Raw genomic sequence first — 23,320 nt, 5'->3', positions numbered from 1 at the left:
CGAGCAAAAAAGGCTGAAACGTCCTAGTTATAGCAAGGACGTTTAAAAATGACTTAATGCAATATTACAATCAGTTTAAGTGACCTTGGGAGTGTTAGTGTTTAAAAACGCTTTAATGCAGTCTATTTCTGCCTGCTTGACCGTCTCGCCTATTTCGGGGCCTTTTTTGCCGTTTTTAAGCGCGTCTTGCACTATCTGCTTTTTATCCATTTTTTGTAGTTCATTGTGAATAGCACGTAATTTAGCGGCTTGTGGATAGGGCTTATCCACCAGTGTTTCGCCTCTTCCTTGTGCATCACACTGGCACGCTTGAGTAAAGGCAATAAAACGCTCTGGGTGCACTAGTGCATTTAAATTAGTGACGATTAATTTATGAATGGTTTGCGGCCTTAATTGTTCAAGTGTGTGGCAAAGGGTATGGTTATCACTGGTAAGCACGCCTATATCACGAAAGCGATTAGGTACTTTTAAACGTTCACAAAAGGCCTCAACTACAGCAACCCCTTCACGTTCATGGCCGCGTAAATTACCGCATTTTTTATAGCTTAGCGCTTTACCAAAGTCATGGGTTAAAGCAGCAAAACGCGTTTCTAGGTTAAAGCCTAAATCGGCTGCTCGTCTAAGCACTAGCATGGTATGGACAAACACATCGCCCTCGGGGTGATGATTTGCAGGCTGCGGGGTGTTTTTCATCTGCTCTATTTCAGGAAAAATACCTAACCCATCTAATGCTTGAAAATAAAGTTCAGGGTGTTTTTCGCCAAGCGCTTTTTCTGTTTCAAGCCAGACTCGCTCTGGTACTAGATGTTCCAACTCGCCTTTATTTTTAAGCTCATGCATTAATGCAGTAGTACTTGGATGAATAGACCAGTCACTACCATAACGGGCTAAAAAGCGGGCAATACGTAATACCCGAACAGGATCTTCTACAAATGCTTGGGTGGTGTGGCGCAGTATTTTATTTTTTAAATCAGCTTGACCATTAAAAGGGTCAATAATAGTGTCGTTTTCGTCTAGCGCCATAGAGTTAATGGTTAAATCTCGGCGTGCTAAATCTTCTTCAAGGGTTACGTTTGGGCTGGCATCCACCACAAAGCCGGTATAGCCTTTACCATTTTTACGCTCAGTGCGCCCTAGTGCATATTCTTCTTTAGTGTTTGGGTGTAAGTAAACCGGAAAATCGCTGCCAATGGGTAAAAATCCGAGCGCTTCCATTGTCTCTGGCGTTTCACCAATAACAACATAGTCATTATCTTTTGATTGTATGTTTAGCAGTTTATCTCGCACTGCTCCACCCACTAGGTAAACTTGCTTTAAACTCTGTTGCACTTTATTCCCAACCACTACTTTTAAGCTTTTCTTTGATGTTAATCATACCTAATAGTCATTAAAAAATCTGTGTTGTTTGCCAAGCTTTATTAAGCTCATTACAATAGCGCATTATTTTTTAATACCTAACAGCGAATGAAAAAGCACTCAGCAAAAAAAGAACTTATGTTACTGCCCATCCTTTTGGTGATTATTATTATGTGTATTGCAGGGCATTTCTTGCTACAGGCTAATTTTCAAGACAGCTATTTGGTTGAGTATTTGTTAGCTGCAATTCCATTTGCTATGTTTGGCTTAGTAATAGTAGCCTTTAAAATGGCAGCCAAAAGTGAACAACAAGAAAATGATGAGTAAATAAGTTACTGATAGTTTTTTTCTGCTTTAGTGACTTTGTATAAATAGCGTCTTGATTCCGCACGTGAGTGCTTAGTGGTGAGAATATTATAAAACTGGCTTGCAGTAAGCTGATTTATTTGTGAAAACGCCACACTTCTATTTTTATTAAATATGCGCAGTACATTACCCGCCCCGCCGTTATAAGACGAGATCATGGCAAAGTGCTTACTTTTGTCGGTACTAATTTTGTTTAAGTAGTTATTTTTTAAAATACTTAAATAGGCGCTGCCAATATCAATGTTATGTTTTGGATTAAACAATACTGCTTTGGTTGGTTGCCCAGATACTTTTTTTATTTTTTGGTATACATCGCGCCCTGCGGTAGCGGGGATCACTTGCATTAATCCATAGGCATTGGATGAACTCACCGCATGTGGATTAAAGCTACTTTCGGTTTCAATAATGGCATAAATAAGTGCTGCCGATATTTGATATTTTTTTGCAGCCGCAAGCACATAATCACTGTATTTTTGTTTTCTTAAATGGGCATTTTGCTCGACTAAATCAAAACTAACCGACGAAATAACGTGCCCATATTGACGTTGCTTTTTTAAGTTATTATTTACTAAATAACGCGCAAATCGATTAGCACGCCAGCTATATTTTATGGGTAACTTATCTTGATCGAGCACTTGTTGGTATAAAAACGGCTCGCCTTCTAAAATTGGCGCTTCGCTGGTAAAAATATCGGTTTTATCGGGATCGCTAGAAGTCAGTAAGGTCATCACAATAGCCTGCTGTAACAAGCTTATTGTATTTTTTAACGCGATGGTTTCTACTTTTACAGTGCCTTGCTCAAAATCAATAATGGCACGAGCTTGGTAATCATTACTGTATTTTACGTATTTTTTGGCACTAGGTTGCTGAGTGTTTTGTTTACCCCACTTGCGCCCAACAACGCTTTCTAATGCGGCTAAAAGCTGTTTTACGCTACCAACCTGTGCCTTAATAGAACGGTGTGTTTTTTGTGCTTGCTTGTGAATTGCAACCACGTCAGTAGGATCGTTTTTTACTTGCTTTACCAGCTTATTTAAATCAACAACGGGCGGTAAACCCGACAGTGATTTACAGCCACTTAAGCCAACTAGCAAAAGTATAAACGCATACTTTTTCACACAACATCCTAATAAACTTAATAAATCCTCATTTATTATAATACATGATAACCAAACCAGTCAGGTTTAATTGTTTGTGCTTGACCACTTGGGGTTAGTTTAATATTAAGCTGGCTATCGAGTAAGTCGATAGCAAAGCAATCATCAACGTCATGTAAATCATCTTTATGTAGATGGCTAAGCCCTGCGAGTAAATCGTTTTTAGCGCGCTGTTTTGCTTCTTCACTACTGCTGGCAACATACAAAGCAAAGTCGTGTTGCTCTGCTAGTGAGTCGCTTCTGTAAGCACCTAAGTTAACAAAATAAAGCTGCTTATTTTGCTCTACATAACTATCAACTACCTCGACTTTATAACCATCAATGTGATTAACCGCCATGTAGCTATCCATGTGTACGCTATTTTTGTCGCCTACCCACTGACTTTTAAGCTTGCTATAAGTTTGCTCAATGTTTTGACCTACCACAAAGCGTACGTCGTGCATTTCTATGTGGCAACCTTGAATACGCCCACCTAAGTACACCATAAATAACTGCATGCTCACTTCCTTTTTTAAAAATTACATTAAGCTATCTACGTCAATTTCATGCTTTTTAATCAGCTTATAAAAATCAGAACGATTACGCTTGGCAAGCTTGGCACCTTCGGCCACATTACCCCCTGCCATTTTCAGCGTATTGATAACGTAATCTCGCTCAAACTCTTTTTTAGCGTCGTTAAGCGAAAGTGGCTCAACGTTATTTTCATTGCTATTTAACGCACTAAGCACTAAATGTTCAGATATAACGTCACTTGGTGTTAAGGCAACCACCTGCTCCACCACATTTTGTAATTGACGAATATTACCAGGCCAATCATACCTTACCAATGCATGCATGGCATCGTTTGCAAAACGTTTTTCTTTTTGCTCCATACGTTTTGCAATATTAGCGCTAAAAAAGTTAGCTAATAAGCTAATATCTTCACGGCGTTCTCGCAGCGGAGGAAGTTTGAGATTTACTACGTTTAGACGATAATATAAATCTTCTCTAAACTCTTGATTGCTAATAGCTTCAGACAGGTTTTTATGGGTCGCTGAAACAATTCGCACATTAATGGGGATCTCTTCTTGAAAACCGACTGGGCGAATGGTTTTTTCTTGCAGCACGCGTAATAACTTAACTTGTAAATTTAGCGGCATATCACCAATTTCATCTAGAAATAAGGTCCCCCCTTGCGCTTGCTGAAACAGGCCTTGGTGATCTTTTACCGCCCCTGTAAATGCGCCTTTTTTGTGACCAAATAACTCCGATTCTAATAACTCACCAGGGACTGCACCACAGTTAATAGCCACAAATGGGCCATCACTAACATGGCTGTGCTGATGAATTGCCTGTGCAAGCAGCTCCTTGCCCGTACCACTAGCACCAGAAATAAGTACATTTACCTGAGTAGGACCTAGTAATTTAACTTGCTCTAGCAAATGCAGCATAGCGCCACTGCGAGTAACAATATTGCTTTGCGGAGTAATATCATCATTATTCACCCCATGTATTTCTATGGCTTTAGCTAAGCTATCGAACAGCTCATCTTTATCAACTGGCTTAGTAATAAAGGCAAAAATACCTTGCTTAGTCGCCTCTACCGCATCAGGAATTGAACCATGAGCCGTCATCATAATTACAGGTAGTGCTGGGTAGCGGCTTTGCAATTGTCGGTGCAGTGCCATTCCATCCATTTCATCCATTCTTAAATCGGTGATCACCGCATCAAATACTTGGCTTTTAAGTATTTGTAATGCATTCATGCCACTATCACAGGTTGTTACTTCATAACCTTTTGATTGAATTCGAATTGCCAGTAACTGCAGTAAGCTGGCATCGTCATCAACGAGTAACACTTTAGCGCTTGATGGAAGTGTGACTGACATAGTTACTGCTCCTTGGTTTCTTCACGTAATAAAAGTTGCTGTTCAATTGCAGCTAATGACGATAAGGTTTTTTGCATTTCAGCGTTTAATGCTTGTTGTTGTTTTTTTGCATTTATTTGCATTAATACCTGCTGCTTTTGCAGCCATAAATAGTGTTTTATATCGTCTGGCCAATAGTAAGCTTGATCTAGCTTAAGCAATTGACTCATAACAGTATCAGGGTCGCGACTAAGGTTGACGCATGCGGTATTAAAAAATGCCTTAAGTGCTTGCTCCCCTAAGTAAGTTTTATTGTCAGGCGTTAATTTAAAGCCACCACACTGATGGGCATGCCATGCAATAACTTGCGCTGCGGGCGGATACATAAGATCTAGTTTTGGCCGAGGCTTTGGGTTGGGCTGGTTGCTTTTATTGTCGGGCTGAGTTTGAGCTATTAACTTAGGTTTAGCTGGTGTTTGAGTGTTTGTTAATTCACACCCAGATAAAAAAACGAGACTGCTGGTTAGCCATAAAATAGCCATTAAACGCGCAGACATATTATTTAACTCCTTTATTTTTATAGGGGATGACAATGTTAAATCGACAGCCTTGCGGCTCATTATGCTCAATAGTTAACTTACCCTGTAACTGTTCAACCGACTCTTTTACTATGGTAAGGCCTAAACCACTGCCTTGAAGACTAATCTCTTTACTGTGTTTACCTTGATAAAAAGCGCCAAAAACATATTCTTTTTCATGCTCTTTAATACCGCAGCCCTCATCAGCAACCTGTATAATTAAGCTATTGCTTTCTAAACTTAAGCTAATCGACACTGCTTGGTTTGACTGTGAAAACTTTAAACCATTAGAGATTAACTGAATTAAAATCATTTCAATTAATTCTCTCGGTAAATTAAGTGCAACTGTCGGTAAGCTATTGTGCCAAATAAGCGACTGCTCTCGTGCATTTAACCTATGTTCAAAATGATTACTTACCTTTTTTATTAGCTGGTTAAATTCCACTTCACTAACATTATCTTTACTAGTTCGAATCGCGTTATAACTTAACAAGCTGTCTATCATAGTGCGTAATCGCACCATAGATTGACTAATTAACTCAAGCACTGCTTTTTGCTCATTATTAATTGGCCCAACAATTTCATCGGCTAATAACTCAGTGCCCTCAACCATAGAGGCCAAAGGCGTTTTTAATTCGTGAGTAACATGGCGTAAAAACGTATCTTTTTGCTGCTCTAGCATATGCAGTTGCGCCTGCACCCACTGCAACTTGTTACCTAGTTCAATGAGCTCAGCTGATCCCTGCACTGATATTTTTTGCTGCCAATCTCCTTGGCCTAATTTATCAATAACGGAGGTTAAACCTTTTAAACGGCCACTTATCCGCCATAAAAACCCACCGCCAACAAGTAAGGTTAAAGGCGTAAGTGCCACTAACCAGTTTATAAAGGAGGCTTGTAAATTTGTCAGTTTAATTTGGTTTTGAGTGATTTTGGCTTCATTGGTTTCGCGCAACCACATTGTTAGATCTGCCAGTATTTCACTAATTGGCACAAACAACTCTGCTTGCTCACGAGCTTCAACCACCAGTTTGGTATGCGCTGCTTTTAGCGTATCTGTTAACCGTTGCCATTGTTGAGTACTTTGTTGGCTGCTAGAAAGCTGTTTAAGCTCATTTATATTGTCCAGCGATGACTGCCATTTATCCACGATAAGTTTATCGAGTGAATCGCTTTTTAAAACCCAGTTTTGCCTTGTTGCCCTTTCTAAACTATTGAGCTCTTGTTTAAGTGCATTAAACGACTTGGTTACTTGGTAGTTATTACTGACAATTTGCTGTGTGACCGCTAATTGTTTATTTAATACATTTAAAAATACAATAACCACAATAGACAAAGGCAAGAGTGACAACAGCATGCTCATTACAAACTGGCCAATCAAATTAGGACGCCAATTCACCAATGCTTTATATTTTTCAGCCATGATTACAGGCATACACTAATCCTTCACTACTTTTAAGCGCTCTATTATTAAGCGCTCAACTTATACACTCGCTGAACCAAATACATTTTTGAGAGTAAAACCGTTGCAATGTCGCACAATTGCGACAAGTTAAGCACTTGATTTAAAAATAGTAAAAAACCCTAACTGAGAAAATGTTGCATAAAACACACAAGCGTCGGTAAATATTACCTATTAAAAACACGCTAGAAAGTTAAACCTATGATTTTTAATAAAAATAAAAACTGGCACCATAATTGTATTACGCTTATAAATATTAATTTTTAAAGGCCAAGGAATGACTAAAGGTTATTTAAAATCGACTGTATTAATAGCGTTATGTTTCACAAGTATCCATTCATTTGCTCTTGATGTGAACACAGCATTTTACAGCCTAGATAAGGACAGCAACGGCACATTAAGTGAAGCGGAAGCTGGTGAAGATTCATTACTGCATGAGAATTTTGCACAAATAGATAAAAATGAAGACGGACAATTATCGTTCGATGAATTTAAACAGTTTGTAAAATAAAGGAGTATATTTATGAAACAATTAATTGGTGCTTTTTCACTACTATTTTTGGCTATTAGCGCGACGGCATTGGCATCGTCGTTAAATGTACGTTTTATGCATTTAGATAAAAATATGGATGGCCAAATATCGCTTACAGAGGCTAAACAAGATAAACAGCTACTCAAGCAATTTACTGATTTAGACAAAGACAATAACGAGATGATTTCTAAAAAAGAGTTCGATAACTTTAAACTTTAAGCTTAGATTCAAGTTTCGTTTTGTAATATAGAGTTAAAAGCATTTGCCATAATCCCTGAGGGAGTGTGTAAACGGATTTAATGTTGGGAGTTAAATTATGGCAAGTGCTTTCTTTCAATACTGCAGCAATTTAAATACACCTTGGAACGCCAACTATGAGAATACTGCTTCCCTTTATTGGTGCTTTACTTTTTATCAGCCAAAGTGCATTCGCACTTGATGTAAAGCAACGCTTTGACCATTTAGATACAAATAATGATGGGTATTTAACCCACAGCGAGCTTGCTGCTCAGCCTCAGCTATTAAACTCATTTTCAAATTGGGATGAAAATCAAGACAACAGAATTTCTTTAGCTGAGTTTAAAAACTACTTAACCACTAACCTGTTCTGAGCATTTATATGAAGCATTTTAAAAATATTATTTTACTAACACTGACTGTTTTTAGCTGTATGAGTTTTGCAACAAGCAGTTATATTGCCGAAAAATTTGAAAAACTTGACCGCAACCAAGATGGCTTTTTAACTCGCTCTGAAGCTGCCAGCGATCCTGCTTTATGGTCACGCTTTGGCAGTTATGACCGTGACAAAGACACACAATTATCATTAAGCGAATACAGTTTGTACGCCAGTAAATAAATTGCCTCCTCAAACAAAGCTTGGTTAACAATATCAAGCTTGAGAAGGTTTAACTCCCATTGTTAACACATCCTATTTCCCCCTTAACTTGTTGCTTGCTTTAGCTAAAAGCTGACTTATACGACGCTTAATAAATTATGCTATTGGTATTCTAAATTTGAGTTTGCTACTGTGATAGTTCAAATAATAACAATGTGCGTCTTATGCAACTGATAAAAATAATAAAACCGATATTACTAGCAAGCCTTTGTGCCGTCACTAGCGTGGCAATAGCACAAACTCAAGTCATTTATAATGCTAATGGCTACTCACCTTTGTATAAAGGAAAAATGCGCCATGGCGAAGTAAACACATTTACAACCTTAGTTATAAAAGATGGCAAAGTAGTTAAAACAGGTCCAGACAGCTTAAAAAATAGCTTTCCTGGTGCAACCCTAATTGACGCGAAAGGAAAAACTCTACTCCCAGGGCTCATTGATGCGCATGGACATGTCATCGGGCTAGGTAATAATTTGTCGCAACTTGATGTGCGCGGTGCAAAGTCCGTAGATGAAGTAACCGCTAAACTCAAGGAATTTTCCAAAGATAAAGAAGGTTGGATCATTGGTCGAGGCTGGAATCAAGAACTATGGTCAAATACTCGCTTTCCTTCGGCCGCTGACTTAGACAAAGCAGTTAACGATCGCCCTGTTATTTTATCGCGAGTAGATGGTCATGCCATTTGGGTTAACTCAAAAGCATTAGAACTTGCCAATATTAACGCTGACACATCAGCCCCAGCTGGCGGAGAAATTATAAAAGATGAGTTTGGTAAGCCCACCGGCATTTTTATCGATAAAGCAGAAACCTTGGTTACTCAACATATGCCTGCAACGTCTGCACAATCGGTCAGTAATGCATTAGATGCCGCAGGTAAACACTTACTGAGCCTAGGCATTACCTCAACTCATGATGCAGGTATTGATAAAACCACATGGCAAGTTTACAAACAACGCGCCGAGTTAGGCACATTACCGCTTAGAATTGTAGCGATGTTAAGTGCAGCAAGCCCCGACTTAAGCGCTATGCTTAAAGCTGGTCGTTATCAAGATGCACAGGACTTTTTATCTATCCGCAGTGTAAAAATTTATGCTGATGGCGCATTAGGGTCACGTGGTGCTGCGCTTATTGAAGAGTACGCTGATAGAGCCAACCATTTTGGCCTTATGCTTGAAAGCCAACAAAAGCTAGAGGAACTATTTACCCTGACTTTTAAAAATGGTTTTAGCGCTAACACGCATGCAATTGGCGATAGAGCAAATAAAATTGTGCTAGATGCTTATCAAAATGTATTTAAACAAACCGGTGGCATACTACTGCGCAATCGTATGGAGCATGCACAAATAGTCTCGCCAGAGGATATCCCGCGCTTTAAAACCCTGAAAATAATTCCATCTATGCAACCTGTGCATGCCACATCAGACATGCATATGGCTGAGCAGCGTTTAACCGACAAGCAACTACAAGGCGCTTATGCTTGGCAAACATTTTTAGACCAAGGTTCAACGATTGCGGCGGGATCTGATTACCCTGTCGAACTGGCGAACCCGTTTGATGGTTTATATTCTGCGATAACGCGCATGGATCATAATCAACTGCCTGAAAACGGTTGGCGCGCCAGTGAAGTTTTGAGCAGGGAAGATGCATTGCGTGCCTTTACCCTTGGCGGCGCGTATGCAGCGCATCAAGAATTTAAAGTAGGTAGTTTGGAGCAAGGTAAATGGGCTGATTTTATACTGATTGATCAAGACTACTTTAAAGTGCCTATTGAGCAGCTTTACAAAACTCAGGTGCTGGAAACGTGGATTGCCGGTAAATTACGCTACCAAAAAGATTCAGCAAAGTCTGAGTAAAAACAAAAAAGGGTTAACTTAAAAGTTAACCCTTTTTTGTATCAGCCTTAGACTGACGATATAACTTAATAATGTGATAAATATTGACCAGAGCTAACAAGCCGTTAGCAAATGCCACCGGCACAGAACCGATTGCTGCACCGTAAAAAGTAAACGCAATACAGCCAAGTAAATTAAACCAACGTAGTTTGGTCACATCGGTCATGGTCAAGGATATAACTAATAATGCAGATGCTAAATAACCTAAATATTCCCAACTCAATTGTTCTCTCCTAGGCTTTAGGTTAATATTACCAGCTAAATTTTAGTACATTATTAAAAACTGCTACGTAGCAGTTTAAATAAAAAAGCTAACTTACCAATAAAACCTTAAAATATGCTGGTTTTACCCACAATTTTTTAATCATTACACGGTAGAATGAAGGCCATTTAACGCCATTAAATAAATAACGGCGTGGGTAAGTTAGCGTAAATTCTTAATCTTAATGCTATCGTCATTAAGGTGTAATAAATAGGACAATTGTCCGAAGAGCATGATTGATGTTTCAATACCATTTTTCCAGTTACCTTGTTGAACAGCTGCTGACATTTGCCGGCAGTAGTTATCAGCAATCAAAAAAAGAAATATTAATACAGCAAGACCAACCACTCACTAAGTTGGTATTGGTGCGAAGTGGTACTGTATCGTTTAGTTACGATGTGGGGAATGGTCGACGCCTGCTGCTTGGTCAACTCGACTGCAACAACACTTTAATTGGTGAAATTGAAGCACTGAATAATAACCCGTGTATTTATACGGTAACCTGCTTCAGTGATGTTACGTACAATCTTATTGAGCTAAAGCATTGGCGTTCATTATTGCTCGACAAACCAGAATTGAGCCTATACACGGCGCAAACAATTGCTGCTAAGTTCCAAGAAAATCAAAAGATTAACTTAGATAAACTGTTGCTTCCCTTAAGCTACAACATTGCTAAAGACTGCTTATTACGTGCAGAAAATAACAACCCTACTTTATTGCGCGCCTATCCTACGGTAAATGCAGAAGCTGAGCGCTTTGCAACCACTGAACGTGCATACCGACGGGTAGTGAGTGAGTTGGTAGAGAAAAATCTAGTGCAACGAAGCACCCAAGGGCTGCAAGCTGTCGATATTCCTAAACTCAGTGAATATGTAGATAGCTTTGCACAACTTTAAAGACAATAAAAAAGGCCATTAAGGCCTTTTTTATTGAGCAAAGTCACGTTTATTTTTCAAGTAAAATATCGTGGATTTTAGCTAAATCAGATTTACCTTCAATAATTTCATCCGGCGTTAACCCTGATAATTCATGCGGGAATACTAACCATTCTTCAGATTCATGAATGTAGTAATCTGGCACTGTATCTACTTTTGAGTTTTTTGGCTTGTAGTATGGACAAGCAATACGAATATCACTCGGTAAGTTTAAACGCATTAGCTCAGAGAGCTTCTCTTTTAGCGCCACGATGCTTCGACCTGAGTCAAATACATCATCCACAATCAGTAATGAATCACCCGCATTCGCGTTTTCAACTATGTAGTGTAAACCATGTACTTTTATTTCTTTTGATTGCTTACCAATACCGTAATAAGACGACGTACGCACCGCAATATGATCGGTTTCTATGCCTTTGTAGTCATAATATTCTTGAACTGCAATCCCGATTGGAGCACCACCGCGCCATATACCAATAATAAAATCTGGACGAAAGCCATCTTTATACACTTGTGCCGCTACGCGGAATGAATCTTCAAGTAATTGTTGAGCCGTGATATAGCACTTTTCTGACATAGTAAGGATCCCAGTGGTATGTATAATATTTGAGCGAGGTTTAAATGAAATAGATGCCCAAACACGTATTGGCGAAGGATTTTACCGTAAATAAAACAAAATTGCTTGTATGGCGGATAAAAAAATAGGCACCCTTAGGCACCTATTTTTTAACTAATTGCTTAGTCTGAGTTGATTATGCTTTTTCAAGCAAGGTGCGCGCTACTGTACGCATACCTTGTGTAGTTGCACCTGAAGCCCACTGGCTAGTACCACCACCCATATTAAATGCTGCCGCTAAATCAATATGTACCCAACCTTTACCATCGTTTGGCACAAAGCGAGATAAGAAACCTGCTGCATTTGAAGCACCACCATAGCCACCGCCTTTTTGTGCACGGCTGTTTGCTGTATCGGCATACGGTGATGGGCAGTTTTGTTGATGCCACTTTTCAAGCGGTAATGGCCATGCGGCTTCCATTTCTTGTGATGCAAAGTCTTCTACTTCACGCACTAGCTCTTTATCAAGGGCAAATAACGCGTTGTATTCTTGACCAACGGCAACAAGGGCTGCGCCCGTTAATGTTGCTGCGTCAATAATAAGTGGTGCACCCGTCTCACCTGCCGCCATTAGGCCATCAGCTAATACTAAACGGCCTTCAGCATCTGTGTTTACAATTTCAACGGTTGTGCCATTTTTGTAGGTAAGAATGTCACCTAGTTTGTATGCATGACCGGAAATTAAGTTCTCTGCACAACATAAAAACAGCTTAATGCGCTTTTCTACACCACGATTAATGGCCAGCGCTAAACCTGCAGTTACCGTTGCAGCTCCGCCCATGTCGCACTTCATGCCTAACATGCCTTCGCTAGATTTAATTGAGTAACCGCCTGAGTCAAATGTAATACCTTTGCCTACAAGTGCTGCGCTTACTGGTGCGTTATCATCGCCAGTTGGGTTGTAATCAAGCTCAAGTAATACAGGTGGGCGTTCACTACCACGACCTACAGCATGAATACCAATCCATTGCTGCTCTAATAGCGCATCGCCTTTTATTATTTGGTAGCTAACATGCTCTGGTGCCAGTGATTGAATAAATTCAGCCGCTTTTTCTGCCAGGCTCTCTGGGTAAATGTCATCGGCGGTGCCGTTAACCATTTCACGTGCCCACGTTGCTGATGCTTTTAAATCAGCAAGTTCTTTTAAATCAGATTGTGCATTATCAACAAACTCAACACCGTGCAGTACTTTTGGTGATACAAAGCCTTGGTAAAATGCCCATTGGCTCTCTGTACACCAAACATCGCCTTCAAGCACAACACTTTTAATGCCTTGGCTTGCAATAGTACGACCCGCTTTTTGCACGTTTTTTAATGTTTCTTGCTCAGATAAATGAACCGTTGCGCCGTGTTCGTTAAAAGATAGTGACGCACTTTCGCCCCAGTGTCCTGGTGCCGATTGCTCGCTTAATTGAACAACAAATTTTTCACTCATGTTAGAATATCCTTGCACTTAAATGTACGGTTGAGTTTACTATAGCGCGCCTAAGTTCCCAACAGCTTGCGGTAAATAACCTCAAATAGGCCGCAAAGTCTTATTTTACTTAACCTGAACTCTGGTTATATAAGGAAGTCATTAATGAAATACACCCCGCCATTACAATCTGCTACGTTATTAAAACGTTACAAACGCTTTTTAGCTGATTTAGAGCTCAGTGATGGCAGCACTTTTACCGCTCACTGTGCTAATACGGGGAAAATGACGGGCTGTGCAGACTCTGGTTTTAATGCCTTTTATTCCACCAGCAGTAACACCAAACGAAAGTACCCACAGTCATTAGAGCTGACGCAAAATAACTTATCACAGCTTATTTGTGTAAACACAGCCGTTGCTAATAAAGTAGTAGAAGAAGCGATTAACGCTGAAGTGATTAAAGAGCTGACAGGCTATCAACAAGTCCAAAGTGAAGTGAAGTATGGCAGTGAAAACAGCCGCATCGACTTTTTACTTACCCACAGCAGTAAAGCCAATTGCTATGTTGAAGTTAAATCAGTGACTCTCCTAAGTGAAGAGCATCCACAAAGCGGCCAAGGTTACTTCCCAGATGCGCAAACAGTTCGTGGGCAAAAGCATATTCGTGAATTAATCGAAATGGTAAAACAAGGGCATCGTGCGGTATTACTATTTTCGGTGCTACATCAAGGGATCACACAAGTGAGTGCGGCGGCACATATAGATTCAACCTATGCACAATTACTAAGCGAAGCGATTGAGCAAGGCGTAGAAATATTAGCTTATAAAGCCCATATTTCTGCTAGTGAAGTAACTTTAGTTGAGAAAGTGGCGTTTGTTGAGTAAAAGCGCGCATTTAAGCGTTGGTATTTCGCCACGCCCAAAAAATACTTAACCAAAAAGTAAAAATAAGTTGTTTTTATTATTATTGCCCATATAACTACGCCAGTTTATAAACCAATACTGTGATAAGAAAGTATAAGTAGTACTTTTACTACTTTTATATCACCAAACAGGGTTAAGCTAATTCGATTATTTAAAAATAAATTTGCCTAGGGTATGAGTTTCTGTTATTTATACCGCCGGCTAATGCTGAGGCATTAAATTAAGGATTTAGGAGAGAGTTATGCCAGACCAAAAAAGACATGGTTTATTGGCTCAAGCCGGTTTAGAACCATACCAAGAAAAACCGGGTGAAGAGTACATGAATGATGCACAACGTGCTCATTTTAAAACAATTTTAGAAACTTGGCGTAATGATTTACGTAACGAAGTTGATCGTACCAAATCACACATGCAAGACGAAGCAGCAAACTTTCCTGATCCCGTTGACCGCGCAGCACAAGAAGAAGAGTTCTCATTAGAGCTTCGTACTCGTGACCGCGAACGTAAGTTAATTAAAAAAATTGAAAAAACAATTATATTAATTAAAGAAGACGAATTTGGCTTTTGTGAGTCTTGTGGCATTGAAATTGGCATTCGTCGCTTAGAAGCGCGCCCTACTGCTGATTTATGTGTAGACTGTAAAACACTTGCTGAAATCAAAGAAAAGCAATCTGGACGCGGCTAATTAAGTATAGCCATGTCTTCTACAGCCGTTACTGCGCAAGTATCTAACTATCGCGGCCGATTTGCACCGTCCCCTTCCGGACCGTTACATTTTGGCTCACTTGTGGCGGCTGTAGGTAGCTACCTAGATGCAAAAGCGAACCAAGGAAAGTGGTTAGTTCGCATTGAAGATATAGACACCACTCGCGTTGTAAAAGGCGCCGCCACCGATATCCTAAATACCTTAGACGCCTATAACCTCAATTGGGATGAAAACGTTGTGTACCAAACACAGCGTCTTACTATTTATCAAGATGCCGTTCACGCTCTGTCACAACAACAGCTTGTTTATGCCTGCCAGTGCTCTCGTAAGCAAATAAAAGCCCTCGGCGGCATTTATCAAGGGCAATGTAAACACAGCCAACTAAGTGAACAAGGTCATGCCCTACGTTTAACTCAATGCTATGCAACCGTTGATTATAAAGACCTTATTCAAGGGCATATTGACGTGGACCCAGCTCTCGCTCATGAAGATTACATAATAAAACGCAGCGATGGTTTATTTGCCTATCAACTGGTGGTGGTTATTGATGACATTGAGCAGGGGATTAATCGTATTGTGCGAGGCGCTGATTTAATTGAACCGACTGCGCGTCAAATTAGCTTATTTAAACAGCTAAATTGCCCTATTCCAGAGTTTGCTCATTTGCCTTTGGCTGTAGCAAAACCAGGGTTTAAACTGTCTAAGCAAAATTACGCCCCTGCAATTTGCAAACAAAATCCAAAGCCCACTTTAATAGCTGTATTCGAGTTTTTAGGCTTGCCAATACATGAGCAACTAATGGATTTAACCTGCGAACAGTTACTCGCTTGGGGCGTGGCGCATTTTAACTTAAGCCTTGTTCCTGCTAAGCGCGAAATACAGATTTAACCTCCCTTTACGTATTACGTGGCATTAAATCAAATAAAATCGTTAAAAATGGCTTAATTTCAGTGCTGCAACTTAATTTTTTTACCTTGCTGGTATATGATAGCCGCCTAAATATATGCTAATTACATTAAACAGTAAAAATAACGCTTTAAGCGAATACTTGCTGTGATTTTGATTGCAATGGCGAGCAAATCAACCGCTTCTCTAGGAGACAGACTATTATTTCCAAGCTTTTTCAATTTTGTCGACAAATTATCGGCCCAAGTGCCAATAACGAAAATGTCGCAATCAGCAGTGAGCCGTTAGTGATCCCTAGAGGTGAGCATGGTATTTCTCGCAAACAATTTAGCCCAAATGCAATCAAAGTACTCTACCGCCTAAAAGATGGTGGCTATGATGCTTACTTAGTTGGTGGTTGCATTCGCGATGTATTGTTAGGCCAACAACCTAAAGATTTTGATGTTGTAACCAATGCTACCCCTGAGCAAGTAAAAAAACTGTTTCGTAACTGTCGCTTAATTGGTCGCCGCTTTCGTTTGGCGCACATTGTTTTTGGCCGTGAGATTATTGAAGTGGCCACAATGCGCGGCCATCACGAAGCACAAGAAGATAAAAATCAAATTAGCCAGTCAAGTGAACATGGGCAACTTCTTCGCGATAACGTATTTGGTAGCATTGAAGAAGATGCAGAACGCCGTGATTTTTCAATCAACGCTTTATACTACTCGATTAATGATTTTTGTGTTTACGATTACGCAAATGGCTTAGCCGCTATCAAAGCAAAACAAATAGAATTAATTGGCGATCCTGAAACACGCTACCGTGAAGATCCGGTACGTATGCTTCGCGCAGTGCGCTTTGCCACCAAGTTAGATATGCAAATAGCGCCAGCAAGCGAAAAGCCGATTACCGAATTAGCGAGCTTGCTTGATAATATTCCGCCAGCGCGTTTATTTGAAGAAATACTCAAGCTATTTTTAAACGGCAAAGCACAGCAAAACTTTATAATGCTGCGTCAGTACGGTTTATTTAAGTCGTTATTTCCTGAGCTAGACCGTATTTTAAATAAAAACCCTGGCGGACTTGAAGAAACCTTCATAAAGCAAATGTTTGCCAACACTGATATCCGTATTAATGCAGATAAAAAAGTCACTCCTGCATTCGTATTTGCAGCATTACTGTGGTTCCCGCTGATTGAGCGTACTGAAAAAATTAGACGCCAAGAGCAACTATCAGAATACGATGCATTTGCTCAAGCAATTAATAAAGTACTGAGTGAGAATGCCCAACATATTGCCGTACCAAAACGCTTTACTTTAGGTGCCCGTGATATTTGGCATATTCAACAACGCTTAGATAAACGTGCTGGCCAGCGTGCCTATCGTTTAACACAGCAACCGCGCTTTAAAGCCGCTTATGATTTTTTACTATTGCGTGTTGATGCTGGTGAAACTGAGCATACAGAGCTGGCACAGTGGTGGACACAGTACTTAGGTCAAGATATTAATGGCCAAAAAGAAATGGTACGAGAGCTTGGTCATCAAGGTGGCCCAAAGCCACGCAAGCGACCTCGTCGTCGTACTACTAAAAAGCCAGCTGAGTAAATAATGTTACGTGTCTATTTGGGGTTAGGTGCAAACCTTAACAGCCCTAAAAAACAACTTGATAACGCTGTTATTGCACTTAAAAGCTTGCCAAACAGCGAACTTATAGCCTGCTCGCATTATTATGCGAGCAAGCCTATGGGACCACAAGATCAACCTGATTATGTGAATGCAGTCGCCTGTATCAACACTTCACTTGAGCCAGAGCAACTACTCGATTTAACCCAAGCCATAGAACTGGAACATGGGCGAGTCAGAAAGGCTGAGCGCTGGGGCGCACGCACATTGGATATTGATATTTTATTATTTGGTGAACACATTTTAAATACCGATCGTTTAACCGTGCCTCATTACGGATTAACTGAGCGAGAATTTGTTGTTTACCCACTGCAAGAAATTGCACCGGAACTGATTTTACCTAGCGGCGCATCTATCAAACAGATAGCAAATACCCTACCGCTTAACGACTTACAACAATTACCACGGTAATTAATTAAGGCCATTGTCTGCGAGAATATTATGTCTAAAATAACCGTTTCAACTTTGAATAAAATGAAGGCTGAAAGTAATAAAATCACTGCGTTAACAGCTTACGATGCTAGTTTTGCTAAGTTATTTCATGATAACGGCGTTGATGTTGTTTTAGTTGGTGATTCTTTGGGTATGGTATTACAAGGTGGCGATGATACCTTAGCGGTTACAAACCAAGAAATTGCCTACCATACTCGCTGTGTGCGCGCAGGAAGCCGTGATTTATTTGTTATTGCTGATTTACCGTTTATGACCTACGCAACCCCAAATGATGCGTGTAAAAGTGCTGCAGAACTGATGCGCGCGGGTGCTAATATGGTCAAACTTGAAGGCGGTGAATGGCTACATGACAGCATTAAATCACTAACCCAACAAGGTATTCCAGTTTGTGGCCATTTGGGTCTTACACCGCAATCTGTGCATGTATTCGGTGGTTTTAAAATCCAGGGCCGTGAAGAAGCGCAAGCGCAAAAAATTATTGCCGATGCAAAAGCATTAGAAGCCGCAGGTGCTCAACTACTGGTGCTTGAATGTATTCCAAGTGCCTTAGCAAAACGCGTTACAGAGTCATTGAGCATCCCTACAATCGGGATTGGTGCGGGTAATGTAACCGATGGTCAAATTTTGGTTATGCACGACTTGGTGGGCATTTCTGCAGGTTATATTCCTAAATTTTCAAAAAACTTTTTACTCGAAACAGGCAATATGCCTGCTGCAGTTAAAAAGTATTGTAACGATGTCAAAAGCGGCGTATTCCCAAGCGCTGAACACGAGTTTAAATAATGCAGTCAATCACTGAAATAAAATCATTACGCAGTCAAATTAGAACCTGGCGCCAAGCCGGTTTAAGCGTGGCATTTGTTCCTACTATGGGCAACTTACACCGTGGTCATTTTTCACTGGTAGAAAAAGCTAAAACACTGGCCGATAAAGTGGTCGTGAGCATTTTTGTTAACCCAATGCAATTTGGTGCTAACGAAGATTTAGACAGTTATCCGCGTACTCTAGATGCTGATAAGCAAGGGTTAGCTGATCTTGAAACAGACATTTTGTTTATCCCCAGTGTTGAGACTATTTACCCTAATGGTTTAGGCGCGCAAAGCTTTGTTGATGTGCCTGGTATTTCAATGGGATATTGTGGTGGTTCACGCCCAGGCCACTTTAAAGGCGTAGCGACTGTTGTTACTAAGCTATTTAATTTAGTACAGCCTGATTATGCTTGTTTTGGTGAAAAAGATTTTCAGCAGCTACAAGTTGTTAAAACCATGGCTACTGACTTATCAATACCAGTAGAAATTATTGGTGTACCTACCATGCGTGAAGTTAGCGGCCTTGCCATGAGCTCGCGTAATGGGTACTTATCAAGTGATGAAAAACAAACCGCTCCTGCTTTATTTAATACCTTAAAGCATTGTGCGCAGCAAATAAAAAGCGGTAATAAAGACTTTGCTACATTGGAAAGTGAAGCAAAGAACGCATTAGAAAACGCAGGCCTAAAACCAGATTATTTTTCGATAGCTCAACGAGATACATTAAAAGCTGCTACACTCGAAGATACACGATTTGTAATTTTAGCTGCCGCCTTTTTAGGTAGTGTTAGATTAATCGACAATATTCAGGTTGAAGTTTAATACTGGTGTGGCCTCATTTTAAGGATAAGCATGAAAACTTTTTTTAAAACTAGCCTCGTGGCTTTTTCGTTTGCAGTTATTGCTGGCTGCCAGAGCCAGCCGGGTAATCCAGCACTTAATCAGTGTGCTCAACAAAGTTATCAATGTGAAACCAGCTGCGAACAGCAAACAACCACCGATAGTCTTAAATCGCAGGTTTGTTCATCAAAATGTATTGAGGCTTACAATCAATGCAAAGTACAAGCTGAAAACTTAGGTAAAGCAACAAACTAAATAATCTTAAGTAAAACAAAAAAACCGCTCAATGAGCGGTTTTTTATTATTTGCTTTGGCTGCTTATTTCAAGCCTAACTTTTTAAGCTCTAGTTCAACTAACTTTGCAGAAAGTGGTACATAGCCATCTTTTTCTACAATTTTTTGACCGTCTTGAGAAAGTACCATCTTTAAGAACTCAGCTTCAACTGGCCCAAGTGGCTTATTTGGGTGTTTATTTACATAAACATATAAAAAACGTGATAGTGGGTATTTACCTTGTGCTACGTTTTCAAGCGTGGCATCAACAAAGTTAGTGCCTTTTTTAGATAACGGAACAGTACGCACACCCGATGTTTTATAACCAATGCCAGAGTAACCAATCGCATTTAATGACGCTGAAATTGACTGTACAACAGAAGCCGAACCCGGTTGCTCGTTCACGTTATTACGGAAATCACCTTTACATAGCGCTTTCTTTTTAAAGTAACCGTAAGTACCTGATACTGAGTTACGTCCGTATAATTGCACGTCTTTTGCAGCCCAATCACCTTCTAGACCAACATCACTCCAGCGATTTACTTGCTCTGATGCACCACATTTACGAGTTGATGAGAAAATAGCATCGATTTGGTCAATGCGTAGTCCTTCGATTGGGTTATCTTTGTGTACAAATACTGCCAACGCATCAATTGCTACTCGCACTTGTGTTGGTTTGTAGCCATGACGCTTTTCAAATGCTTCAATCTCTTTTGACTTCATTGCACGGCTCATTGGACCTAAGTTAGCCGTACCTTCAGTTAGTGCTGGTGGCGCAGTAGACGAACCTGCCGCTTGAATTTGAATATTTACATTTGGGTAAATACGCTTATATTCTTCAGCCCAAAAGGTCATCATGTTGGCTAATGTGTCAGACCCTACTGATGAAAAGTTACCTGATACACCGCTAATTTTTTGATACTCAGGAATACCGTCTTCTAATGCAACCGCTTGTGCAGATACAAATGTTGTAACAGCCACACCCATTGCGGCAACTAAGTTTTTAAATTTCATTTTGGGGTTCTCCAATTTGTTCGTCCCATTTCCTAACTGCGGTTCACTCTAAAGTGAGTACATGACAATGGTGTGACTCTTAAATGACACTTTTATGACTACCTATATTGCTTGCTACTAATGGCGAAATAACGATAAGTCTATCGCTTGAAAACGCGAAAGAAAAACAAGAACCTTTACCCAGCTCGCTGTGAATTTTTAATTGACTACCATGGCGAGTAAGCACATGCTTGGTAATAGCTAAGCCTAAGCCTGAGCCACCTGTGGTGCGGCTTCTGGCTTTATCTACTCGATAAAAACGCTCAGTTAACCGGTTAATATGCTCAGGTGCAATACCATCACCATTATCGGTCACACTAAAACATGCTTGTTCATTGTTGCGCTGCCAAAGTACCTCAATTTTACCGCCTGGTTTAGTATAATGAATGGCATTAAATACTAAATTTGAAAAGGCACTTCTAAGTTCATCCTCAGCACCGGTAATATCAAGCGATGCATCAATCTTAAAAATAAGTTGATGGCCTTTGTCTTGATTGATAGATTGCGCTTCTGTTTCAATTAAGTTTAATAATCGTGGCACATTCACCGCTTTGTCATTACTGTGTTGCTTTCCCCCTTCGATGCGCGATAACGACAACAGCTGATTCACCAAGCTATCCATACGCTTACATTGCTCTAGCATAGTAGTTTGTGCTTTATTCCACATTGCAGGCGGGGGAAGTGAATCACTATCGAGCATTTCAAGGTAGCCGGTAACAACAGTTAAAGGGGTTCTGAGCTCATGAGAGACGTTTGCTACAAAGTCTTTACGCATCTGCTCAAGTTGCTTTAAGCGAGTAACATCGCGTACCACTACCAACAACTGTGTATTGGCATAGGGCATAACCCTAAATTCAAGAACTTGCTCAACACTGTGGCCACTTTCAAGCTCCAGAGCATCGCTAAACTCTTTACGACGCATATATTTAGCAAATTTAGGATCGCGAATTAAGTTATCTAAACGCTGACCATGATCAACCGGCCACTGTAACCCTAACACTTTGAGTGCAAGTTGATTACACCACACAATTGATAAGTCGTTTTGTAGCACAACAACGGCATCGGGTACGGCCTCAGCGCCGTCACGAAAACGCCGTATTAGCTCTGCCAGCTCATTACGTTTTTTACGATTGCGGTGTTGCAGCTGGTAAATACCTTCAAATACTTGCTCCCACGACCCTTCCCCTTCAGGCGGGTTAAAACTGCGTTGATCATGCAGCCAGTCACTTAAGCGATAAAGCTGATGGTAATGCCACATAAGTAGCGAAAAAGCGCCCAAAAACAACATCAAAAATGGGGAACCAATGAGCACCCCAATTAAAAGCAAAGGTATAAAATAGACAAACAGCCGTTTAGTTAACGCCTGCTTGTTAATAACTCGATACATACACGCTCTTTACCTTATAAACGCTAGCAGATGATTTGACTGTGCTAGGTTAATAGATTGTGACTTACGAAGTAAACTTATAATTTACTCGAAAAGCGATAACCAGCACCGCGAACTGTTTGTACTAAGCGGTCATGCCCAAGCGTAGCAATTGCCTTACGCAGGCGACGGATATGAACATCTACAGTTCTATCTTCAACATAAACGTTAGTACCCCATACATGATCAAGTAATTGCTCTCGGCTATATACACGCTCAGGGTGGGTCATAAAAAAGTGTAACAGTCTAAATTCCGTTGGCCCCATATCTAGCTCACTGCCACCTGAGGTCACACGATGCGAAATAGGATCTAAACGTAAGCCATGTACTTCAATCGCCTCTTCAAGTGAGGTAGGAGCAACACGACGAATAACCGCTTTAATACGCGCCATTAACTCTTTAGGTGAGAACGGTTTTGTAACGTAATCATCAGCACCGACTTCTAAACCGCGTATTTTATCTTCTTCTTCGCCGCGGGCTGTCAGCATAATGATAGGAATTTGGCGTGTGTGTTCATTTTGTTTGAATTTTTTAGCGATTTGAATTCCACTACCGCCAGGTAGCATCCAATCGAGTAACACCATATCTGGATAAGGTTCAACCATTGCAGATATTGCAGAATCATAATCTTCTGCCTCAATGGCTTGAAACCCATTTTGTTCTAAAACAAAAACCAACATTTCCCTGATAGGTGCTTCGTCATCAACGACTAATACTTTACGTGACATTCCAATTTATCTCTTAGGCTATTGAGTAGGTTTCATTATTATGACTAAGTATGACATTTTTATTAAAGTGTAACGTCTAAATTAAAATGAGTGTAAAAAAAACACAAAATAGTGACAAAAAATAGAATTTGTCATATTTTTATCATCTTGAGCAGTAATAAAAAAGCGGTTTGCAGTAAAAAGAATCAATCATTAAAGTCACTATTTATGGTATCAACATGGGATC

The 23,320-nt window shown here is 40.2% G+C and carries 27 protein-coding genes; 15 read left to right on the top strand and 12 right to left on the bottom strand.

From position 1 onward, the window contains the following. Positions 1 to 75: 75 nt before the first annotated feature. Positions 76 to 1,329, bottom strand: coding sequence for a multifunctional CCA addition/repair protein (locus tag ACZ5WS_RS06730; RefSeq protein WP_464711265.1), 1,254 nt, complete (start codon positions 1,327 to 1,329; stop codon positions 76 to 78). A gap of 135 nt (positions 1,330 to 1,464) precedes the next feature. Between ACZ5WS_RS06730 and ACZ5WS_RS06725 the strand changes: the two genes are divergently transcribed. Beyond that, positions 1,465 to 1,683: a hypothetical protein gene (locus ACZ5WS_RS06725; protein WP_464711263.1), complete on the top strand. Its 219-nt coding sequence runs from the start codon at positions 1,465 to 1,467 to the stop codon at positions 1,681 to 1,683. A 5-nt stretch (positions 1,684 to 1,688) separates the two neighbouring features. On the opposite strand, the gene ACZ5WS_RS06720 is transcribed toward ACZ5WS_RS06725, so the two are convergent. The 5 genes from ACZ5WS_RS06720 to ACZ5WS_RS06700 are packed head-to-tail and all read right to left on the bottom strand — an operon-like array spanning position 1,689 to position 6,739. Then, positions 1,689 to 2,840 (bottom strand): murein transglycosylase domain-containing protein, encoded by a 1,152-nt coding sequence (locus ACZ5WS_RS06720; RefSeq protein WP_138609153.1) that lies wholly within the window; start codon positions 2,838 to 2,840, stop codon positions 1,689 to 1,691. Positions 2,841 to 2,875: 35 nt separating this feature from the next. Next, the gene (locus tag ACZ5WS_RS06715) at positions 2,876 to 3,376 is read right to left on the bottom strand and encodes a DUF1543 domain-containing protein (RefSeq protein WP_010387662.1); all 501 of its coding nucleotides are present in this window, start codon (positions 3,374 to 3,376) and stop codon (positions 2,876 to 2,878) included. A gap of 21 nt (positions 3,377 to 3,397) precedes the next feature. Further along, complete coding sequence (locus ACZ5WS_RS06710) at positions 3,398 to 4,747, bottom strand: sigma 54-interacting transcriptional regulator (protein ID WP_464711261.1); 1,350 nt, start codon at positions 4,745 to 4,747, stop codon at positions 3,398 to 3,400. Between the two features lie 2 nt (positions 4,748 to 4,749). Continuing rightward, positions 4,750 to 5,283, bottom strand: a complete 534-nt coding sequence (locus ACZ5WS_RS06705) for a hypothetical protein (RefSeq protein ID WP_138570407.1) — start codon at positions 5,281 to 5,283, stop codon at positions 4,750 to 4,752. A 1-nt stretch (position 5,284) separates the two neighbouring features. Continuing rightward, the gene (locus ACZ5WS_RS06700; RefSeq protein ID WP_464711259.1) at positions 5,285 to 6,739 is read right to left on the bottom strand and encodes a HAMP domain-containing sensor histidine kinase; all 1,455 of its coding nucleotides are present in this window, start codon (positions 6,737 to 6,739) and stop codon (positions 5,285 to 5,287) included. A 304-nt stretch (positions 6,740 to 7,043) separates the two neighbouring features. Here ACZ5WS_RS06700 and ACZ5WS_RS06695 point away from each other — a divergent pair, with 304 nt between their 5' ends. The 5 genes from ACZ5WS_RS06695 (at position 7,044) to ACZ5WS_RS06675 (ending at position 10,046) form a co-directional block, all read left to right on the top strand. Continuing rightward, on the top strand, positions 7,044 to 7,277 hold the full coding sequence (locus tag ACZ5WS_RS06695) for an EF-hand domain-containing protein (protein WP_464711257.1): 234 nt from the start codon (positions 7,044 to 7,046) through the stop codon (positions 7,275 to 7,277). Between the two features lie 12 nt (positions 7,278 to 7,289). Further along, the gene (locus tag ACZ5WS_RS06690; protein ID WP_076918368.1) at positions 7,290 to 7,517 is read left to right on the top strand and encodes an EF-hand domain-containing protein; all 228 of its coding nucleotides are present in this window, start codon (positions 7,290 to 7,292) and stop codon (positions 7,515 to 7,517) included. Positions 7,518 to 7,672: 155 nt separating this feature from the next. After that, positions 7,673 to 7,909 (top strand): EF-hand domain-containing protein, encoded by a 237-nt coding sequence (locus ACZ5WS_RS06685; RefSeq protein ID WP_464711255.1) that lies wholly within the window; start codon positions 7,673 to 7,675, stop codon positions 7,907 to 7,909. A gap of 8 nt (positions 7,910 to 7,917) precedes the next feature. Next, positions 7,918 to 8,154 (top strand): EF-hand domain-containing protein, encoded by a 237-nt coding sequence (locus tag ACZ5WS_RS06680; RefSeq protein ID WP_178956509.1) that lies wholly within the window; start codon positions 7,918 to 7,920, stop codon positions 8,152 to 8,154. A 203-nt stretch (positions 8,155 to 8,357) separates the two neighbouring features. Beyond that, complete coding sequence (locus ACZ5WS_RS06675; protein ID WP_464711253.1) at positions 8,358 to 10,046, top strand: amidohydrolase; 1,689 nt, start codon at positions 8,358 to 8,360, stop codon at positions 10,044 to 10,046. A gap of 25 nt (positions 10,047 to 10,071) precedes the next feature. Here the strand turns inward: ACZ5WS_RS06675 and ACZ5WS_RS06670 are convergent, their stop codons facing one another. Further along, positions 10,072 to 10,308 (bottom strand): YgjV family protein, encoded by a 237-nt coding sequence (locus ACZ5WS_RS06670; RefSeq protein ID WP_138609166.1) that lies wholly within the window; start codon positions 10,306 to 10,308, stop codon positions 10,072 to 10,074. Between the two features lie 278 nt (positions 10,309 to 10,586). Between ACZ5WS_RS06670 and ACZ5WS_RS06665 the strand changes: the two genes are divergently transcribed. Beyond that, positions 10,587 to 11,243, top strand: coding sequence for a Crp/Fnr family transcriptional regulator (locus ACZ5WS_RS06665; protein WP_076918373.1), 657 nt, complete (start codon positions 10,587 to 10,589; stop codon positions 11,241 to 11,243). A 49-nt stretch (positions 11,244 to 11,292) separates the two neighbouring features. Here the strand turns inward: ACZ5WS_RS06665 and ACZ5WS_RS06660 are convergent, their stop codons facing one another. Both ACZ5WS_RS06660 and pepB read right to left on the bottom strand, forming a co-directional pair. Continuing rightward, positions 11,293 to 11,859, bottom strand: a complete 567-nt coding sequence (locus ACZ5WS_RS06660) for a phosphoribosyltransferase (RefSeq protein WP_010387648.1) — start codon at positions 11,857 to 11,859, stop codon at positions 11,293 to 11,295. Between the two features lie 175 nt (positions 11,860 to 12,034). Beyond that, the gene (gene pepB / locus ACZ5WS_RS06655; RefSeq protein WP_131691598.1) at positions 12,035 to 13,333 is read right to left on the bottom strand and encodes an aminopeptidase PepB; all 1,299 of its coding nucleotides are present in this window, start codon (positions 13,331 to 13,333) and stop codon (positions 12,035 to 12,037) included. 144 nt (positions 13,334 to 13,477) lie between these two features. On the opposite strand from pepB, the gene sfsA reads away from it, so the two are divergent. The 8 genes from sfsA (at position 13,478) to ACZ5WS_RS06615 (ending at position 19,869) form a co-directional block, all read left to right on the top strand. Beyond that, on the top strand, positions 13,478 to 14,197 hold the full coding sequence (gene sfsA, locus ACZ5WS_RS06650; RefSeq protein ID WP_178956511.1) for a DNA/RNA nuclease SfsA: 720 nt from the start codon (positions 13,478 to 13,480) through the stop codon (positions 14,195 to 14,197). 280 nt (positions 14,198 to 14,477) lie between these two features. Next, entirely contained in the window at positions 14,478 to 14,921 is a 444-nt protein-coding gene (gene dksA, locus ACZ5WS_RS06645; RefSeq protein ID WP_008111170.1) for an RNA polymerase-binding protein DksA, read from the top strand. A gap of 12 nt (positions 14,922 to 14,933) precedes the next feature. Next, on the top strand, positions 14,934 to 15,830 hold the full coding sequence (gene gluQRS / locus ACZ5WS_RS06640) for a tRNA glutamyl-Q(34) synthetase GluQRS (protein ID WP_464711250.1): 897 nt from the start codon (positions 14,934 to 14,936) through the stop codon (positions 15,828 to 15,830). 305 nt (positions 15,831 to 16,135) lie between these two features. Continuing rightward, on the top strand, positions 16,136 to 17,434 hold the full coding sequence (gene pcnB, locus ACZ5WS_RS06635; protein ID WP_178956512.1) for a polynucleotide adenylyltransferase PcnB: 1,299 nt from the start codon (positions 16,136 to 16,138) through the stop codon (positions 17,432 to 17,434). A 3-nt stretch (positions 17,435 to 17,437) separates the two neighbouring features. Beyond that, complete coding sequence (gene folK / locus ACZ5WS_RS06630) at positions 17,438 to 17,923, top strand: 2-amino-4-hydroxy-6-hydroxymethyldihydropteridine diphosphokinase (RefSeq protein ID WP_178956513.1); 486 nt, start codon at positions 17,438 to 17,440, stop codon at positions 17,921 to 17,923. A gap of 30 nt (positions 17,924 to 17,953) precedes the next feature. Continuing rightward, positions 17,954 to 18,748: a 3-methyl-2-oxobutanoate hydroxymethyltransferase gene (gene panB / locus ACZ5WS_RS06625; RefSeq protein WP_464711248.1), complete on the top strand. Its 795-nt coding sequence runs from the start codon at positions 17,954 to 17,956 to the stop codon at positions 18,746 to 18,748. Beyond that, entirely contained in the window at positions 18,748 to 19,596 is an 849-nt protein-coding gene (gene panC / locus ACZ5WS_RS06620; RefSeq protein WP_138609176.1) for a pantoate--beta-alanine ligase, read from the top strand. The genes panB and panC overlap by 1 nt, the downstream gene beginning before the upstream one ends. 30 nt (positions 19,597 to 19,626) lie before the next feature. Continuing rightward, complete coding sequence (locus ACZ5WS_RS06615; protein ID WP_138609178.1) at positions 19,627 to 19,869, top strand: hypothetical protein; 243 nt, start codon at positions 19,627 to 19,629, stop codon at positions 19,867 to 19,869. A gap of 63 nt (positions 19,870 to 19,932) precedes the next feature. Here ACZ5WS_RS06615 and ACZ5WS_RS06610 read toward each other — a convergent pair whose 3' ends face one another. The 3 genes from ACZ5WS_RS06610 to phoB form a co-directional block, all read right to left on the bottom strand. Continuing rightward, complete coding sequence (locus ACZ5WS_RS06610) at positions 19,933 to 20,901, bottom strand: PstS family phosphate ABC transporter substrate-binding protein (RefSeq protein ID WP_010387635.1); 969 nt, start codon at positions 20,899 to 20,901, stop codon at positions 19,933 to 19,935. Positions 20,902 to 20,980: 79 nt separating this feature from the next. Next, a complete protein-coding gene (phoR, locus tag ACZ5WS_RS06605; RefSeq protein ID WP_198523631.1) occupies positions 20,981 to 22,327 on the bottom strand; it encodes a phosphate regulon sensor histidine kinase PhoR in 1,347 nt (448 codons plus the stop codon). Between the two features lie 77 nt (positions 22,328 to 22,404). Next, a complete protein-coding gene (gene phoB, locus ACZ5WS_RS06600) occupies positions 22,405 to 23,094 on the bottom strand; it encodes a phosphate regulon transcriptional regulator PhoB (RefSeq protein ID WP_008111196.1) in 690 nt (229 codons plus the stop codon). Positions 23,095 to 23,320: the final 226 nt, after the last annotated feature.

Source organism: Pseudoalteromonas sp. 11L1 (genome assembly GCF_055397545.1).
This window is presented reverse-complemented; position numbering and strand designations above follow the sequence as displayed.

Coding starts and splice junctions, on each gene's coding strand:
- folK (WP_178956513.1), top strand. CDS start 17,438: ATGTTACGTGTCTATTTGGGGTTAGGTGCAAACCTTAACAGCCCTAAA.
- dksA (WP_008111170.1), top strand. CDS start 14,478: ATGCCAGACCAAAAAAGACATGGTTTATTGGCTCAAGCCGGTTTAGAA.
- ACZ5WS_RS06680 (WP_178956509.1), top strand. CDS start 7,918: ATGAAGCATTTTAAAAATATTATTTTACTAACACTGACTGTTTTTAGC.
- gluQRS (WP_464711250.1), top strand. CDS start 14,934: ATGTCTTCTACAGCCGTTACTGCGCAAGTATCTAACTATCGCGGCCGA.
- ACZ5WS_RS06710 (WP_464711261.1), bottom strand. CDS start 4,747: ATGTCAGTCACACTTCCATCAAGCGCTAAAGTGTTACTCGTTGATGAC.
- panC (WP_138609176.1), top strand. CDS start 18,748: ATGCAGTCAATCACTGAAATAAAATCATTACGCAGTCAAATTAGAACC.
- ACZ5WS_RS06705 (WP_138570407.1), bottom strand. CDS start 5,283: ATGTCTGCGCGTTTAATGGCTATTTTATGGCTAACCAGCAGTCTCGTT.
- pepB (WP_131691598.1), bottom strand. CDS start 13,333: ATGAGTGAAAAATTTGTTGTTCAATTAAGCGAGCAATCGGCACCAGGA.
- ACZ5WS_RS06700 (WP_464711259.1), bottom strand. CDS start 6,739: ATGCCTGTAATCATGGCTGAAAAATATAAAGCATTGGTGAATTGGCGT.
- ACZ5WS_RS06715 (WP_010387662.1), bottom strand. CDS start 3,376: ATGCAGTTATTTATGGTGTACTTAGGTGGGCGTATTCAAGGTTGCCAC.
- ACZ5WS_RS06660 (WP_010387648.1), bottom strand. CDS start 11,859: ATGTCAGAAAAGTGCTATATCACGGCTCAACAATTACTTGAAGATTCA.
- sfsA (WP_178956511.1), top strand. CDS start 13,478: ATGAAATACACCCCGCCATTACAATCTGCTACGTTATTAAAACGTTAC.
- ACZ5WS_RS06685 (WP_464711255.1), top strand. CDS start 7,673: ATGAGAATACTGCTTCCCTTTATTGGTGCTTTACTTTTTATCAGCCAA.
- panB (WP_464711248.1), top strand. CDS start 17,954: ATGTCTAAAATAACCGTTTCAACTTTGAATAAAATGAAGGCTGAAAGT.
- ACZ5WS_RS06690 (WP_076918368.1), top strand. CDS start 7,290: ATGAAACAATTAATTGGTGCTTTTTCACTACTATTTTTGGCTATTAGC.
- ACZ5WS_RS06665 (WP_076918373.1), top strand. CDS start 10,587: ATGTTTCAATACCATTTTTCCAGTTACCTTGTTGAACAGCTGCTGACA.
- phoB (WP_008111196.1), bottom strand. CDS start 23,094: ATGTCACGTAAAGTATTAGTCGTTGATGACGAAGCACCTATCAGGGAA.
- ACZ5WS_RS06610 (WP_010387635.1), bottom strand. CDS start 20,901: ATGAAATTTAAAAACTTAGTTGCCGCAATGGGTGTGGCTGTTACAACA.
- ACZ5WS_RS06725 (WP_464711263.1), top strand. CDS start 1,465: ATGAAAAAGCACTCAGCAAAAAAAGAACTTATGTTACTGCCCATCCTT.
- ACZ5WS_RS06695 (WP_464711257.1), top strand. CDS start 7,044: ATGACTAAAGGTTATTTAAAATCGACTGTATTAATAGCGTTATGTTTC.
- phoR (WP_198523631.1), bottom strand. CDS start 22,327: ATGTATCGAGTTATTAACAAGCAGGCGTTAACTAAACGGCTGTTTGTC.
- ACZ5WS_RS06615 (WP_138609178.1), top strand. CDS start 19,627: ATGAAAACTTTTTTTAAAACTAGCCTCGTGGCTTTTTCGTTTGCAGTT.
- ACZ5WS_RS06675 (WP_464711253.1), top strand. CDS start 8,358: ATGCAACTGATAAAAATAATAAAACCGATATTACTAGCAAGCCTTTGT.